This is a genomic window from Pedobacter sp. 05T44, assembly GCF_056395985.1.
This window is the reverse complement of the sequence record NZ_JBFTKO010000003.1, coordinates 127,581-141,648: the sequence shown is the minus strand read 5'-3', so window position 1 is coordinate 141,648 and position 14,068 is coordinate 127,581. Positions and strand designations below refer to the sequence as shown.

Here is a 14,068-nt window from a genome sequence, read left to right as displayed (position 1 = left end):
ATCTTAAAGTATATATATAAGATATTTATTTCTTTAGGAATTTGAAATCTTTACCAATAAAACGTGCTGCAGCACCTAATTCTTCTTCAATACGTAACAATTGATTGTATTTTGCAATCCTGTCTGAACGAGAAGCTGAACCTGTTTTAATCTGACCACAGTTTAATGCAACTGCAAGATCTGCAATGGTAGTATCTTCAGTTTCACCACTTCTATGACTCATTACTGAGGTATAGCCATTAGTTTGAGCTAAAGAAACAGCATTGATGGTTTCAGTTAATGAACCAATCTGATTTACTTTCACTAAGATTGAATTAGCCGTTTTTTTGTCGATTCCCGATTGCAAGCGAGTTACATTTGTAACAAACAAATCATCACCTACAAGCTGAACTCTATCGCCAATTTTATCAGTTAACATTTTCCAGCCATCCCAATCGTTTTCATCCATTCCATCTTCAATAGAGATAATTGGATATTTTTCGGTTAAAGATGCGAGATAATCAGCTTGCTCAGCACTTGTGCGGATAGCTCCTTTATCACCTTCAAATTTAGTGTAGTCGTATTTACCATCTTTATAGAACTCAGAAGCAGCACAGTCAAATGCTAAAAAGATTTGCTCACCAGCTTTGTAACCTGCTTTTTCAATAGCTTTAATAATGGTTTCAACGGCATCTTCAGTACCATCAAAAGTTGGAGCAAATCCACCTTCGTCACCTACAGCTGTTGAAAGACCTCTGTCATGCAAAATAGCTTTTAAGTTGTGAAATACTTCTGTTCCCCATCTTAACGCTTCAGAGAATGAAGATGCGCCAACAGGCATGATCATAAATTCCTGAAAAGCGATAGGAGCATCAGAGTGAGAACCACCGTTTACGATGTTCATCATCGGGATAGGCAGAATGTTAGCATTAACACCTCCAATATAACGGTATAAAGGCTGACGACTTTCTTGAGCTGCAGCTTTAGCAACCGCTAAAGAAACACCTAAAATAGCATTAGCACCAAGATTTCCTTTGTTTTCTGTTCCATCAAGCTTGATCATTAAGCTATCGATAGCATTTTGTTCAAATACGTCAATACCTTTTAATTCATCAGCAATTTTATCATTCACATTGGCAACGGCCTTTAAAACACCTTTACCTAAGTAAACTTTTTTATCACCATCTCTTAACTCCACAGCTTCGTGCATACCAGTAGAAGCTCCTGATGGTACTGCCGCACGACCAAGGATACCATTTTCTGTAATTACATCTACTTCGATCGTAGGATTGCCGCGGGAGTCAAGTATTTGCCGCGCATGAACATCAATTATTAAACTCATTTTTATTGGTTTTTATTTGTAAATAACCCTTAGTGTAAAATTTACAATTACTAAGGCGATATCCAAAGTTAAAAATTAAACGCAAAAAAGTCGTAATTAATTTAATTACGACTTTTTCATTGGTGAATATTTAATTGTTTTGCTGTTATTGTATTGTTTTTTAGTCAGTTAAGTTTATGTAGTTTCGCTCTTAGCCGCAAAGATAGCTTTATAAACTATTCCGGCTAAAATGGCACCAACTATAGGTGCAACCCAAAATAACCAAAGCTGACTTAGTGCTTCACCGCCAACAAAAAGCGCCTGGCTTGTACTTCTTGCAGGATTAACTGAAGTATTGGTTACAGGTATGCTGATCAGGTGTATTAATGTTAGCCCAAGGCCAATCGCTAATCCGGCAAATCCTTTGGGAGCTCTGTCATCTGTTGCACCTAATATAATGATTAAAAAAATGAAGGTCATTACCACTTCGGTAACCAACGCTGCTGTCATACTATATTTTCCGGGTGATAAATCTCCATAGCCATTGGAAGCAAATCCACCAATAGGATTGCCATTTCCAGTAGCGATAACGTATAACACACCCGCAGCCACAATACCGCCAAGAACCTGTGAAATAATGTAGGGCACCAAATCCTTTCCATCAAAGCGTCCGCCGATCCATAAACCAATTGAAACTGCCGGGTTTAGATGTGCCCCGGAAATATGACCAAGAGCATAAGCAATAGTTACTACTGTTAGTCCGAAGGCGAGTGCTACCCCTGCAAAGCCAATGCCTGCACCTGGATAATTACAGGCTAAAACGGCGCTACCGCAACCGCCAAGTACGAGCCAAAATGTACCGATAAATTCTGCTGCTAGTTTTTTCATACGAGTTTAATTTAGTTTAGTGGTAATGAAGGTTTGGTTTTCTTACTACCTGGTTAATAAATTAATAGAAGAATGTTTGTTTTTATAATGAAATTTAAAAACAATTATTCAATTTTCCTAGGAAAAAGTACAGATTGTCAGAGGATTACTCCCACTTAAACACCTTAACAGCAACGGCATATACGCCGATGCCCCAAATTATCATAATAAGAATCTGATGTTTTACATCCCATAAGCCAGCTCCCTCAAAAGCTACCTTTCTCATGGCATCATTAAGGTAAGTTAAAGGTAATGCACGACTTATTGGTTGAAGCCATGATGGAAATGCATCTATAGAAAAGAAAGTGCCTGACAGCAGAAATTGAGGCAATGTTATAATATTTGAAATCGGGGGTATAGTACTTTCGCTTTTTGCTATTCCGGAAACTACAAAACCAAAGCCCATAAAAACGATGAGGCCCATAATTGCAAGTAAAAGCATATTCAACACCGTGATGATACCGTGAATTAAGGTGAAATGGAAAAAGAAATGGCCAATAAGTATAATAAATACTGCACCACAAAGCGCAAAACCTATTCTTGCAATACCTTCGCCAAATACAATACTTGCCCTGCTAACCGGTGTTGCAAAGAAGCGTTTAATAACTAAGGTTTGTCTTAAACTGAAAAATACAAATGCTGTTCCAAATACACCTGTGCTTAATAAAGAAAAGCCAAGTTGTCCGGGCAGGATAAAATCAATGGTGCGGTAAATTCTACCCTGAACAGTACTTTCATTTAATTGCGCAATGGTAGGTTTTACATCTTTTGAATTTAAAGTATACATCAGGTTGTTTAACACCGATTTAAGTATAGTTCCTTTGTCTAAAGAAGCAGATGTGTATTGAACATTGGCAAGGTAAGCCGGTGTATTATCCTCAGTGTTTTTTTGAACGTTAATAACAGCGTCTATATTTCCTTTCTCAAGTCCTGTTTTTAATTCCGCAGGATCTTTATCCTTTATGATATGAACAACACTGATTTGTTCCAGTGCTTTAATAATAGGATTTTGTAAATCCGATCCTGACGCAATGGCTAAGTCAACCTTAACACCTCCGCGTCCTAAAAAGCCGAAAACAAGAATGAAGATTAGTGGAAAAGCAAGTGTAAAAACAACTGCTGAAGGGCTGCGCATAATAGAACGGAAACTTGCTTTTGCAAGGGCCAGCGTAGCTTTAGTATTATTGTAAGGTTTGCTCATGTTCTTTATTAATTATCCTCGCGCCATTCTTTGCCTGTCAGGTTTATGAAAACGTCCTCGAGGTTGGCCTTTTTAACTTCTTTAGTACGTTCAAAACCACTATTGATCAGATTGTCTATCAGATTATCAGGCGTATCTAAAGCGATGATCTCTCCACGTTCAACAAAAGCAACACGATCACAAAGTTGTTCTGCTTCGTCCATATAGTGTGTGGTGATCACTACTGTTGTTCCGTTATTTCTTATATCAATAATTAAATCCCATAAATTTCGGCGTGCCTGAGGATCTAATCCGGTAGTAGGTTCATCAAGGAAAATAATTTTAGGAGAGTTAATAAGTGTTGTGGCTATAGAAAAACGCTGTTTCTGTCCGCCTGACAGCGCTTTATATTTAGCTTTTGCTTTGTCCTGAAGATTTACCTTTTCAAGCATTTCCATCGGTTTGATGTCTACGCCATACAGACCAGAAAACAATTCCATTAACTCAACCAGATTTAGGTTTGGGTAATAACCGGCTGCCTGTAATTGTACGCCTATAATCCTTTTAATTTTGTTGGCATCTTTGTCTACAGAATAGCCATCAACAATAATCTCTCCTGAAGTTTTTTCGCGAAGGGTCTCGATAATTTCAAGTGTGGTGGTTTTTCCTGCCCCATTTGGCCCTAAAAGACCAAATATTTCATTTTCATAAACTTCAAAGCTAATGCCTTGCACAGCAGTGAAATCGTCATACTTTTTTACCAGTTCTTTTACACTGATAATGGCATTTGTTTTATCCATGTTATAAATGTAAGAAGGTTTAGAGGAATAGAAAACGCTATTCTGCTAAACCTTCTAAAATGTCGGTAAAATGATAATTTTGAACCGGTGAATATTACCAGGCCAATTCGTTCTTAATCATACTTATAAAGTCGTCGAAAAGGTAACGTGAATCATGTGGGCCTGGAGATGATTCAGGGTGGTATTGAACTGAAAATGCTTTTTTGCCTTTCATACGGATACCTTCTATAGACTGATCATTTAAATTAATGTGGGTAATCTCTACCTTTTCTGATTTTCTAACATCTTCAGGGATAACTCCAAAACCATGGTTTTGTGAAGTTACTTCGCAATGATTTTTAATGATATTTTTAACTGGATGATTTAAGCCCCTGTGGCCGTTGAACATTTTCATGGTGCCAATTCCATTTGCTTCTGCAAGTAATTGATGCCCTAAGCATATTCCAAAAAGAGGTTTGTCAGCAGCTAATATTTTTGTAACAGTTTCAATAGCATACGGCATTGCCGAAGGATCACCAGGTCCATTAGAAATAAAATAACCATCAGCACCCCATTTGTCCATTTCCTCGAAAGTAGTTTTAGCAGGGAAAACCTGAACATAAATATCCCTGTCGTCGAAGTTGCGTAAAATGTTTTTCTTGATACCCAAATCTAATGCTGCTATTTTATAGGTAGCATCAGGTGAACCATAGAAATAAGGTGTTTTGGTAGAAACTTTAGAAGATAATTCTAAACCATCCATAGATGGTACCTCGGCTAATTTGCTTTTTAATTCTTCAAGGTCAGTGATTTCTGAAGAAATAATTGCATTCATTGCTCCTTTATTTCTGATGTGACGAACCAAAGCGCGTGTATCGATATCAGAAATGCCTACAATATTTTCATTCTGAAAATAATCCTGTATAGACTCAGAAGCTTCTTTACGGCTAAAACCAATGTTATAATTTTTACAAACTAAACCGGCAATTTTTATACTTTCTGATTCAGTTTCGTCTTTGTGGATACCATAATTTCCAATATGTGCATTGGTGGTTACCATAATCTGGGCGAAATAAGAAGGATCCGTAAAAATTTCCTGATATCCTGTCATACCTGTATTAAAACAGATCTCGCCTGTTGTTGTGCCTATTTTTCCAGCGGCTTTACCGTGGTAAACTGTGCCATCAGCCAGTAACAAGATTGCAGGTAACTTGGTGTAATTAGTCATGGTATTTATTAAGAGAAATTATTGGGATAAAAAAAGGAAAAAATGATGGCTCTAGCGCGGCTTTGATGCCGTTTTTGTAGTTAACAAATGTGCTGTTAAGTGACCCCTTCATTTCGGGATACAAAGATACGTTTTTGAGGATTTAAATCAAGATTTTTTTTTAGATTGTTTCGAATGGCATTTGGCAATTATAAATCGCTCTAAGTTTATATAGCACTATATAAACTTAGACAGGCATTAACAAAATGTCACAAAAACGATAAAACTGTCTTTATTTCGAATGTAAAAACTAATTTTGTCGCTACAAAACTATAGAACTATGTCTGTAAACAAAGAGGTTAAACGCATAACCACACATATACTTCAGGAGATGAAGGCTAGTGGAGAGAAAATAGCCATGTTAACCGCTTACGATTATTCGATGGCCACTATTCTTGATGATGCTGGTTTGGATGTATTATTAGTTGGGGACTCTGCATCTAATGTAATGGCTGGACATGAAACCACCTTACCTATCACACTTGATCAGATGATTTATCATGCTCAAGGTGTAGTTAGAGGAGCAAAACGAGCTTTCGTTGTAGTCGATCTGCCTTTTGGTAGCTATCAGGGAAATTCTAAAGAAGCACTTAATTCTGCTATCAGGATCATGAAAGAATCTGGGGCACACGGCGTAAAGCTTGAAGGTGGAACAGAAGTAGCAGAGTCAATATCGCGCATCATTACGGCCGGAATTCCTGTTATGGGGCACCTTGGATTAACACCTCAGTCTATTTATAAGTTCGGAACTTATACTGTAAGAGCAAAAGATGAAGATGAAGCAGAGAAGTTAAAAACTGATGCAATTGCGCTTCAGGAGGCTGGTTGTTTTGCTATTGTGCTTGAAAAAATACCAGCAAAATTAGCTAAAGTAGTTTCTGAAAGTTTACAAATTCCTACTATAGGTATTGGCGCGGGCCCTGATTGCGATGGTCAGGTCTTGGTTGTTAATGATATGATTGGTTTAACAAAAGGTTTTAAACCTCGCTTCTTGCGTCAATATGTAAATCTGTATGATGGTATATTGGGAGCTGCACAGTCGTACATTAAAGATGTGAAAGCAAAGGATTTCCCGAACGAAAAGGAGCAGTATTAATGCCGGTAACTGATAAAGATGTGCTTTACGAGGACAATCACCTTATAGCGGTACTGAAACGCGCAGGTGATATTGTGCAGATTGATGAAACTGGAGATGAGCCTCTTGATGAGCAGGTTAAAAAATATCTTGCTAAAAAGTATAATAAACCTAATAGTGCTTTTTTGGGTGTTGTGCACCGTTTAGACAGGCCCGTTAGTGGAGTAATACTTTTTGCTAAAACAAGCAAGGCATTAGAGCGGATGAATGCAGTATTCAAAAATCGCGAAGTAAAAAAAACGTATTGGGCCATTGTTAGGAATAAGCCTGCTAAAGCTTCAGGTACACTTGTTCATTGGTTAGTAAAAAACCCTCAAAAAAATATTGTTACTCCGCATAATGTTGAAGTTCCCGGAAGTCAGCGTTCGGAATTAAGTTATAGGTTAATAGGGGAACTTGGTGGTTATTACCTGATTGAAGTTGATCCGCTTACCGGGCGTTCTCATCAAATAAGAGTACAGCTATCTACTTTAGGATGTCCTATTGTTGGTGATAACAAATATGGTTATCCCAGAGGAAGCAGAAAGGGTAGTATCTGCTTACATGCGCGTAGATTGCAATTTATTCATCCAGTAAAAAAAGAGCCTGTAAATATTTTTGCTAAGCTACCTGTTGATGGTTTTTGGGAACGCTTTGAAAATTTTTAGCCTATTTACAATCTGTTAAAGAAAATACCATTGCGTCTCCAAATTTTAATTTTGATCTGTCTTTAAATACAGTTTTGCCGTTTTTCTCTTCTACTTCGCCAAAGCCCTCATATAGTTTTCTGTCTCTTTTTAAAAATACAACTTCTCTGGTTGAGCGCATCCCTTCCGAATCGAAATTGTATTCTGCTAGAATTGTGTCGCCTTTAACCTCTCCTGAAATGGTCCCCTTGTTACTATCTTTTTCAAATAGACTATAACTCAAATCACCGGTCAATTCGTCATTTTCTGTGTTTATTTTAAGTTTGGCAGTATCTCTGTTTTTAGTGTAGATATAGCACTCAGATATTTTTTCCTGAACAGGTACAGATGGTGTTAGAGAAGTGTCCATGGATGTTACTGAAGTACTGTCGACACTTTTATCATCAGTATTGCTGCTATTACAAGCGGAGGCAAGTAGTGCAATGCCTGTTAAAAGTAGAAGTGATTTTTTCATAATGATATTGGTTGGAATTATTTATCTACAATAGCCTTGCCAAAAGCCAATACGGCTGAGCATTTAGTTTATTCGGGAGAGTTATTGTTTTATCGTCGTCCGTATATTTATGATAGTAAAATCATTTATAAATCAAACTACAGTATGGATCAATTATCCCGCCGTCAATGGCTAGGAAGAGTTTCTGTGCCCGCACTTACGGTAGCCGGAGCTTCGTTAATTAGTGCAAAGATACCCCAGGCAGAAAGCAGAACGGATGTTTACAATATCAGAGATTTTGGAGCTAAAGGAGACGGCAAGGTGCTCGATACAAATGCTATTCAGAATGCTATAAATACTTGTAGTGATAATAAAGGGGGTGTGGTGATGATCCCTGCCGGCGTATTTCTGTCGGGAACTCTGGAGCTTAAATCTAATGTAACTTTGCACCTTTCTACAGAAGCAAAACTTTTGGGAAGTCCTAAAAGAGAGGATTATACAGCAGGAAAAGGAATTCCCGAAGGAAATGGGAATATTGTATTCTTATATGCCGTAAATGCTGAAAGACTTAGTATAGAAGGCAAGGGGACTATAGATGGAAATGGTCTCGCATTTTATACAGGAAAGGGCGACAATACCGGGCCTGGACAAAACGGAGTAAACGGCAATTTTGATCGGCCTCATCTCTTAATATTTTACCAGTGTACTAACTTGCGGATGGATGATGTTTTTATGGCTGCAAGCGCATATCATTGCGTGCGATTATTGAAGTGCAAACATGCGTATATTGATGGTGTACGGATTTACAACCGGGTAAATAAAAATAATGATGGCTTTCATTTCAATAGCTGTCAATATGTTCATTTGATTAACAGTGATGTTCAATGCCAGGACGATGCCTGTGCCTTATTTGGTAGCAATAAGTTCGTTACAGTAACTAATTGTAGTTTCAGTACACGATGGTCAATATTTCGTTTTGGGGGTGGTGAATCACAAAATATTGCTATTACTAACTGCCTTATTTATGATACTTATGGTTGTGCAATAAAGATCAGTGCCGGTGCTGCAGGTATACAGAACTTTAGCTTCTCAAATATAGTTATGGAAAATGTAACCGGTCCAATCGGTATTGGCTTCAGCGGGGTAAATAGTAATAAAAATGCAGAAAATAATCAACTTGCCGGGAAACCCTATCTCCGAAATATTTCATTTAATAACATAAGGGCTAATGTTGTAGCATTGCCAGTTCCTCATCCTGACATTCATTTTGATTTACATACATGGGAGGGTGAAAAAAACTCATGCATTACCTTGAATGCAATGGGCGAATATTATATTGAAGACATCAGTTTTACCGATGTTCATATAAAGTATGCGGGTGGGGGAACTGCAGAACAGGCAGAAAAGCGAGACGTGCCCAATATTGCAGCTGAATATTTTGGTGTATGGGACAAAACACCAGGTGGGCCGCCAGCTTATGGTTTATATGCCCGAAACGTAAAAGGCTTAAGCTTGCATAATGTGCGGTTTGAGTTTGAGAAGAATGACCTTCGGCCTGCTGTAGTTTTTGATAATGTTCAGGATGTTTCTATAAATGGCTTAAGTTTGCAAGGAAGTTTAGATGCTCCTTCATTGCTTCGGATCACAAATTCCAAAGATATATTGCTTACAGGTGTCCGTGTTTTAACCCCCTGTAAAGTATTGCTTAGTTTGGAAGGGACAGGTAACGAGTTCGTTAATATAGATGGGGGCGAATTAAGAAAAGCCAAACAGCAGGTAGTTTACCTTAACGGGGCAAATGAGAAGTCGGTTAAAGTTAGGCTATAAAAGGTTTGCGGGAATAAGTTGGTACTACATATTAAGCAAGAATCAGATTTTATTGTATAAACAAATGAATACTTTTGAGATATGAATAAACAAGTCATATCTATTGAAGTCCCTAGGAATTTTGATTTCGAAGAGTGTTTGTGGTTTTTGGATAGAAACTTTGACGATTGCATGCACAAAGTAGATGCAGATCAGGTTATAAAGGTTATTGAAATTGAGGGTCGCCAGTTATTGGTTAGCGTAGCCTTTTATGAAGGTAAATTACTGATCGAAGTACTTGTAGGAGATCTGGAAGAAAACGGTGTAAAAAAGCTCAAACAATTTGTATCTGATTGGTTTGACCTTGAAAAAGATATGGAATCCTTTTATCGATTAGTAAAAAATGATGAAAGGCTAGCTTATATGGTAACAGCATATAGCGGGTTAAGATTAATAGGTATTCCTAATTTATTTGAAGCTATTTGTTGGGCAATAATAGGGCAGCAGATCAATCTCACTTTTGCATATAGATTAAAAAGACGACTGGTAGAAAAGTACGGAACTTATATTCCTTTTAATGGTGTCAATTATTATGTGTTTCCAGATTGCAAGGTCCTTGCGGAACTTTTTATAGATGATTTGAGAGAAATGCAATTCTCAAGAAGTAAAGCCGAATACCTGATTATTATTGCTAAGGCATTTGCCAGTGGAGAAATGAGCAAAGATAATTTACTTGCTTTGCCGGACCTTAACGCAAGACAAAAAGCATTGAATAGTATAAAGGGCATAGGTGTGTGGACTGCCAACTATGCCCTTATGAAATCTTTAAAGGAACATTCATGTGTTCCTTATGGCGATGCAGGGCTTTTAAATTCTTTGTTAAACCATAATATCATTACAGATAAAAAACAGCATGAGGAAATTCAGGCATTTTTTAGAAATTATCCTGGATGGGAGAGTTATCTGGTGTTTTATCTTTGGAGAAGTCTTGCAAATAAAGAATAAGGTCTTTTATTCTTGAGAATTTGTTTTTGCAGCCTCCCATCCTATTATTGCTGTTTTACGGGAACTACCCCAATGATACTGCCCAAATTCTCCTGTGGATTTAATGACTCTGTGGCATGGAATCAAAAAAGCAACGGGATTGTTCCCAATAGCTGAGCCCACTGCTCTATTGGCTTTTGGATTGTTAATTGCAGATGCGATGGTAGCATAGGTAGATAAATCTCCCATAGGAACCTTTAACAAGGTTTCCCATACTTTTATTTGAAAAGGGGTGCCCTTTAAATGAAGTTTAATTTCATTTAGTCTGCTCCAGTCCTGAGTAAAGATGTAAAGTGCATTCTGCTGTATCATATCCAATAGCTGACAATACTTAGCATTAGGGAATGTGCTTTTTAACATTGTTAATGCCTCTATCTGGTCATCAGCAAAAGCCATATAGCAAATTCCTTTTTTTGTTGATGCGACTATTAGAGATCCGAAAGGGCTTTCTGCATAGCTATAGTTTATGGTAAGCTGTTCCCCTCCATTTTTAAATTCACCCGGAGTCATTCCTTCTATATTTATGAAGAGATCGTGCAGACGACTGGTGCCTGATAATCCTGTCTCATAGGCTGCATCAAATAAGGTTGTTTCTTTATCTTTAAGGATGCTTTTTGCGTATTCAATAGAAAGGTACTGCAGGAATTTCTTTGGAGTAACGCCTGCCCATTCTTTAAACATCCGTTGAAAATGAAATGGACTCAGGTTAATATGCTCAGCAACTTGATCTAGCGAAGGTTGTTGTTTAAAATTTAATTTTAAATATGCTATCGCCTCGGCAATTCTGTTGTAATCAATTTGGCTTAATGTTTCCATGATCTTTAATTTAATATAACAAAATTACGCTGATAAGCCAGACAATAAAACCCGAAACTTGCTAATCATTAAATTATGGTGGCCCGCTGTAACTGGCAACAACACGCTTTGTGTTAGGTACTGGATGTCCGGCTTTAGAGTGCCGATTGTTCGGCAAAAGTACCTGTTTTGCGAAGTAAAGTCGAAGCATCGTCGAACAAGCATCGATCTAGCACGGATCCTGGTATTTGGAATTTACAATTATTACCTTACCTTTGTACTGTAATAATTTTAGTTACAGAATGAATAACTCGAGATTTGCTATTTCTTTACATATACTTACTTTACTTGAAAGGGCTAAGGGTGAACTGTTGTCATCAGAATTTATGGCTGGAAGTATAAATATAAATCCAGTATTGGTAAGAAAGGAATTAAGTAATTTAAGGAATCATGGATTTGTTGATAGTAAAGAGGGAAAAAATGGGGGGAGCTATTTAAGTAAATCTGCAAAAGAGATTAATCTGGCAGATATTTATAAGGCAGTAAAACAAAATAATTTGCTAGGTATTTCTAAGAATACACCTAATCCGCAATGTTCTGTAGGTAAACAAATGAATACACATTTGAATAACTTGTATAATTCGACAGAGCAGGCATTAGTAAAAGAACTTTCGTCTCAAACACTTGCGGATTTCAGCAATCATTTTGATTGATTTTTTTATATATAACTGTAATGAAAAATGTTACAATAACATTTAAAAATAAATAAGGATATGAAAACAGCATTAATTGGCGCAAGTGGTTTCGTAGGAACCGCCATTTTAGAAGAATTACTTAATCGCGGGCATGAGGTTACCGCTATTGTACGGAGTCCTGAAAAGATTAAAATTGACAACAATAATTTGTTTGTTAAAGGTGTTGATGTAAATGATACATTGGCTTTAATAGAAACATTAAAAGGAAGTGATGCAGTAATCAGTGCATACAATAGCGGATGGACAAACCCGAATCTGTACCACGACTTTATAGCAGGTTCCGAGGCCATTCAAAAAGCTGTTAAAGCATCTGGAGTGGATCGCCTAATTGTTGTTGGAGGTGCAGGTAGCTTGGAAATTGATGGTAAACAATTAGTTGACGGACCTGATTTTCCTGCGGATTATAAAGCCGGTGCTACTGCGGCCAGAGATTATTTAACTTCACTTAAACAAGAGGAATATTTGCAATGGAGTTTCTTTAGCCCTGCTATTGAAATGCACCCCGGCATTACAACCGGTCGAACTGGTAAATATCGTTTAGGAACAAATAGCCCTGTGTTTAATGAAGATGGTAGAAGTACTTTGTCGGTTCAGGATTTGGCAATGGCAATTGTTGATGAACTAGAAAATAACAAACATCCTCGTCAGCGTTTTACAGCTGGCTACTAATTTAGGCTACTAATTTAAAACTATAAGGTGCGTTTTTTTGCTCACCTTATAGTTTATAAGATGTATTGATATTAGATAATTACTAGTAAATGGCTAGATATAATCTTACTTTTGCGCCATATTTTAAAGAGCAATGCCGAGAAAGAGAATCAGGAAGCACTATCGTAGGGCAAGGTATGTATTATATCGTGAAACTTTAATTGATGCTAAAGAGCACATTTTAACTTTTATTGGGTCATTTATTGGGATAGGCTTAATAGGATTGTTAAATAGCAAGTATCTGGTGGCCAATGATAATTTGTATCTGATAGGTTCTTTTGGCGCGTCTTCAGTATTAATTTACGGCATTGTTAATAGTCCCCTGGCACAACCAAGAAATTTAATAGGTGGTCATTTGATTTCGGCAATAATTGGAGTAACCATTGCTAAATTTTTTCCTGGCGAGAGTTGGCTGGCTTGTGCCTTAGCTGTATCGATATCTATAGTTGCAATGCAAATCACCAAAACATTGCATCCTCCTGGTGGAGCAACAGCATTAATAGCCGTAATTGGCAGCGAAAAAATTAAGGCCTTAGGTTATATGTACGTATTATCTCCAGTATTATCGGGGATAATGATTCTATTTTTAGTAGCGTTGATATTTAATAATTTAAGACATAGAAGATATCCTACTCAGAGCATATTTAAAAAATAAGCTAATTAAATACAGACCGTTGTTCCAGTTTCTTTAGCGTTTCTAATGCTTCATCTGGTTTATTAGTCCCAATTAATAGTCTGGATCCATTTTTTAAAACCAGTTGTATGCCTTTGTTTCCAGAAACGTTAAACGCCATTCCTTTGGTTAGGAAACCAAATCTAAATCCCCAGCCACCATATTCGGTAATAGGATCATATTGCCTCACAGAAAATCTTTGAATATTATCCCAGGAATATTTTTTCAAAGTTAAATGGAAGGGGAAAAAACGTACATAAATGCCATCTTTTTTAATATAGGTTTCTAGTTTTAATGTTAAAACTGCAAGTGTAAACAATAGCATTAAGCCAGAGGCTATTAGCAACTGCATGTTACTCATAGAGTTGTCATCAAATGATTTTCTTTGAAAAACCTGATAAAAAACGCCGTAAAAGAATATTGAGTTAGCTCCAATAAGGATTGCCCAAATCCATTTTTGCCCAAATCGCTGTTTTTCTGAAAATAGAGTTTCGTTGTTAGGATTCATGTTTCATATTGTCTAACAACAAATTACAAACATTTAATTTAAAATGAAAGATGAGGAAAAAATAGTTGTTAA

General features: G+C 37.0%; 15 protein-coding genes. 7 read left to right on the top strand and 8 right to left on the bottom strand.

Features of this window, described 5'->3' with window-relative positions:
* Window positions 1-25 precede the first annotated feature (25 nt).
* From eno to carA, 5 genes are all read right to left on the bottom strand, one after another.
* Entirely contained in the window at window positions 26-1,321 is a 1,296-nt protein-coding gene (eno, locus tag AC1DDK_RS07430) for a phosphopyruvate hydratase (protein ID WP_172661462.1), read from the bottom strand.
* A gap of 174 nt (window positions 1,322-1,495) precedes the next feature.
* On the bottom strand, window positions 1,496-2,188 hold the full coding sequence (gene aqpZ / locus AC1DDK_RS07425) for an aquaporin Z (RefSeq protein WP_172661461.1): 693 nt from the start codon (window positions 2,186-2,188) through the stop codon (window positions 1,496-1,498).
* 145 nt (window positions 2,189-2,333) lie between these two features.
* Entirely contained in the window at window positions 2,334-3,428 is a 1,095-nt protein-coding gene (locus tag AC1DDK_RS07420; protein ID WP_172661460.1) for an ABC transporter permease, read from the bottom strand.
* A gap of 8 nt (window positions 3,429-3,436) precedes the next feature.
* A complete protein-coding gene (locus tag AC1DDK_RS07415; RefSeq protein ID WP_172661459.1) occupies window positions 3,437-4,207 on the bottom strand; it encodes an ABC transporter ATP-binding protein in 771 nt (256 codons plus the stop codon).
* 94 nt (window positions 4,208-4,301) lie between these two features.
* Window positions 4,302-5,414 carry a glutamine-hydrolyzing carbamoyl-phosphate synthase small subunit gene (gene carA / locus AC1DDK_RS07410; RefSeq protein ID WP_288882072.1) on the bottom strand — a complete coding sequence of 371 codons (1,113 nt, stop codon included), beginning with the start codon at window positions 5,412-5,414 and terminating at the stop codon, window positions 4,302-4,304.
* Window positions 5,415-5,733: 319 nt separating this feature from the next.
* Here carA and panB point away from each other — a divergent pair, with 319 nt between their 5' ends.
* Both panB and AC1DDK_RS07400 read left to right on the top strand, forming a co-directional pair.
* Window positions 5,734-6,549, top strand: a complete 816-nt coding sequence (gene panB, locus AC1DDK_RS07405; protein WP_172661457.1) for a 3-methyl-2-oxobutanoate hydroxymethyltransferase — start codon at window positions 5,734-5,736, stop codon at window positions 6,547-6,549.
* Window positions 6,549-7,235: an RluA family pseudouridine synthase gene (locus AC1DDK_RS07400; protein ID WP_172661456.1), complete on the top strand. Its 687-nt coding sequence runs from the start codon at window positions 6,549-6,551 to the stop codon at window positions 7,233-7,235. Before panB ends, AC1DDK_RS07400 begins: the two co-directional genes overlap by 1 nt.
* Window position 7,236: 1 nt before the next feature.
* On the opposite strand, the gene AC1DDK_RS07395 is transcribed toward AC1DDK_RS07400, so the two are convergent.
* Window positions 7,237-7,728 carry a hypothetical protein gene (locus AC1DDK_RS07395; RefSeq protein WP_288882094.1) on the bottom strand — a complete coding sequence of 164 codons (492 nt, stop codon included), beginning with the start codon at window positions 7,726-7,728 and terminating at the stop codon, window positions 7,237-7,239.
* Window positions 7,729-7,872: 144 nt separating this feature from the next.
* Here AC1DDK_RS07395 and AC1DDK_RS07390 point away from each other — a divergent pair, with 144 nt between their 5' ends.
* Window positions 7,873-9,534 carry a glycoside hydrolase family 28 protein gene (locus tag AC1DDK_RS07390; protein WP_288882096.1) on the top strand — a complete coding sequence of 554 codons (1,662 nt, stop codon included), beginning with the start codon at window positions 7,873-7,875 and terminating at the stop codon, window positions 9,532-9,534.
* Window positions 9,535-9,615: 81 nt separating this feature from the next.
* Window positions 9,616-10,518, top strand: coding sequence for a DNA-3-methyladenine glycosylase family protein (locus AC1DDK_RS07385; protein WP_288882098.1), 903 nt, complete (start codon window positions 9,616-9,618; stop codon window positions 10,516-10,518).
* 6 nt (window positions 10,519-10,524) lie between these two features.
* On the opposite strand, the gene AC1DDK_RS07380 is transcribed toward AC1DDK_RS07385, so the two are convergent.
* Window positions 10,525-11,373 carry a bifunctional helix-turn-helix domain-containing protein/methylated-DNA--[protein]-cysteine S-methyltransferase gene (locus tag AC1DDK_RS07380; protein WP_288882101.1) on the bottom strand — a complete coding sequence of 283 codons (849 nt, stop codon included), beginning with the start codon at window positions 11,371-11,373 and terminating at the stop codon, window positions 10,525-10,527.
* A 281-nt stretch (window positions 11,374-11,654) separates the two neighbouring features.
* Between AC1DDK_RS07380 and AC1DDK_RS07375 the strand changes: the two genes are divergently transcribed.
* From AC1DDK_RS07375 to AC1DDK_RS07365, 3 genes are all read left to right on the top strand, one after another.
* Window positions 11,655-12,065 carry an RrF2 family transcriptional regulator gene (locus tag AC1DDK_RS07375; RefSeq protein ID WP_172661451.1) on the top strand — a complete coding sequence of 137 codons (411 nt, stop codon included), beginning with the start codon at window positions 11,655-11,657 and terminating at the stop codon, window positions 12,063-12,065.
* A 60-nt stretch (window positions 12,066-12,125) separates the two neighbouring features.
* Entirely contained in the window at window positions 12,126-12,776 is a 651-nt protein-coding gene (locus AC1DDK_RS07370; protein WP_172661450.1) for an NAD(P)-dependent oxidoreductase, read from the top strand.
* Between the two features lie 133 nt (window positions 12,777-12,909).
* Complete coding sequence (locus AC1DDK_RS07365; protein WP_172661449.1) at window positions 12,910-13,470, top strand: HPP family protein; 561 nt, start codon at window positions 12,910-12,912, stop codon at window positions 13,468-13,470.
* Between the two features lies 1 nt (window position 13,471).
* On the opposite strand, the gene AC1DDK_RS07360 is transcribed toward AC1DDK_RS07365, so the two are convergent.
* Window positions 13,472-13,996: a DUF6141 family protein gene (locus AC1DDK_RS07360; RefSeq protein WP_172661448.1), complete on the bottom strand. Its 525-nt coding sequence runs from the start codon at window positions 13,994-13,996 to the stop codon at window positions 13,472-13,474.
* Between the last annotated feature and the right edge of the window lie 72 nt (window positions 13,997-14,068).

What these genes read in the sequence shown, in the direction of transcription:
- AC1DDK_RS07370 (WP_172661450.1), top strand. Translation starts at nt 12,126, where the DNA reads ATGAAAACAGCATTAATTGGCGCAAGTGGTTTCGTAGGAACCGCCATT.
- AC1DDK_RS07415 (WP_172661459.1), bottom strand. Translation starts at nt 4,207, where the DNA reads ATGGATAAAACAAATGCCATTATCAGTGTAAAAGAACTGGTAAAAAAG.
- panB (WP_172661457.1), top strand. Translation starts at nt 5,734, where the DNA reads ATGTCTGTAAACAAAGAGGTTAAACGCATAACCACACATATACTTCAG.
- AC1DDK_RS07395 (WP_288882094.1), bottom strand. Translation starts at nt 7,728, where the DNA reads ATGAAAAAATCACTTCTACTTTTAACAGGCATTGCACTACTTGCCTCC.
- AC1DDK_RS07390 (WP_288882096.1), top strand. Translation starts at nt 7,873, where the DNA reads ATGGATCAATTATCCCGCCGTCAATGGCTAGGAAGAGTTTCTGTGCCC.
- AC1DDK_RS07380 (WP_288882101.1), bottom strand. Translation starts at nt 11,373, where the DNA reads ATGGAAACATTAAGCCAAATTGATTACAACAGAATTGCCGAGGCGATA.
- AC1DDK_RS07400 (WP_172661456.1), top strand. Translation starts at nt 6,549, where the DNA reads ATGCCGGTAACTGATAAAGATGTGCTTTACGAGGACAATCACCTTATA.
- AC1DDK_RS07360 (WP_172661448.1), bottom strand. Translation starts at nt 13,996, where the DNA reads ATGAATCCTAACAACGAAACTCTATTTTCAGAAAAACAGCGATTTGGG.
- aqpZ (WP_172661461.1), bottom strand. Translation starts at nt 2,188, where the DNA reads ATGAAAAAACTAGCAGCAGAATTTATCGGTACATTTTGGCTCGTACTT.
- AC1DDK_RS07420 (WP_172661460.1), bottom strand. Translation starts at nt 3,428, where the DNA reads ATGAGCAAACCTTACAATAATACTAAAGCTACGCTGGCCCTTGCAAAA.
- AC1DDK_RS07375 (WP_172661451.1), top strand. Translation starts at nt 11,655, where the DNA reads ATGAATAACTCGAGATTTGCTATTTCTTTACATATACTTACTTTACTT.
- AC1DDK_RS07385 (WP_288882098.1), top strand. Translation starts at nt 9,616, where the DNA reads ATGAATAAACAAGTCATATCTATTGAAGTCCCTAGGAATTTTGATTTC.
- carA (WP_288882072.1), bottom strand. Translation starts at nt 5,414, where the DNA reads ATGACTAATTACACCAAGTTACCTGCAATCTTGTTACTGGCTGATGGC.
- AC1DDK_RS07365 (WP_172661449.1), top strand. Translation starts at nt 12,910, where the DNA reads ATGCCGAGAAAGAGAATCAGGAAGCACTATCGTAGGGCAAGGTATGTA.
- eno (WP_172661462.1), bottom strand. Translation starts at nt 1,321, where the DNA reads ATGAGTTTAATAATTGATGTTCATGCGCGGCAAATACTTGACTCCCGC.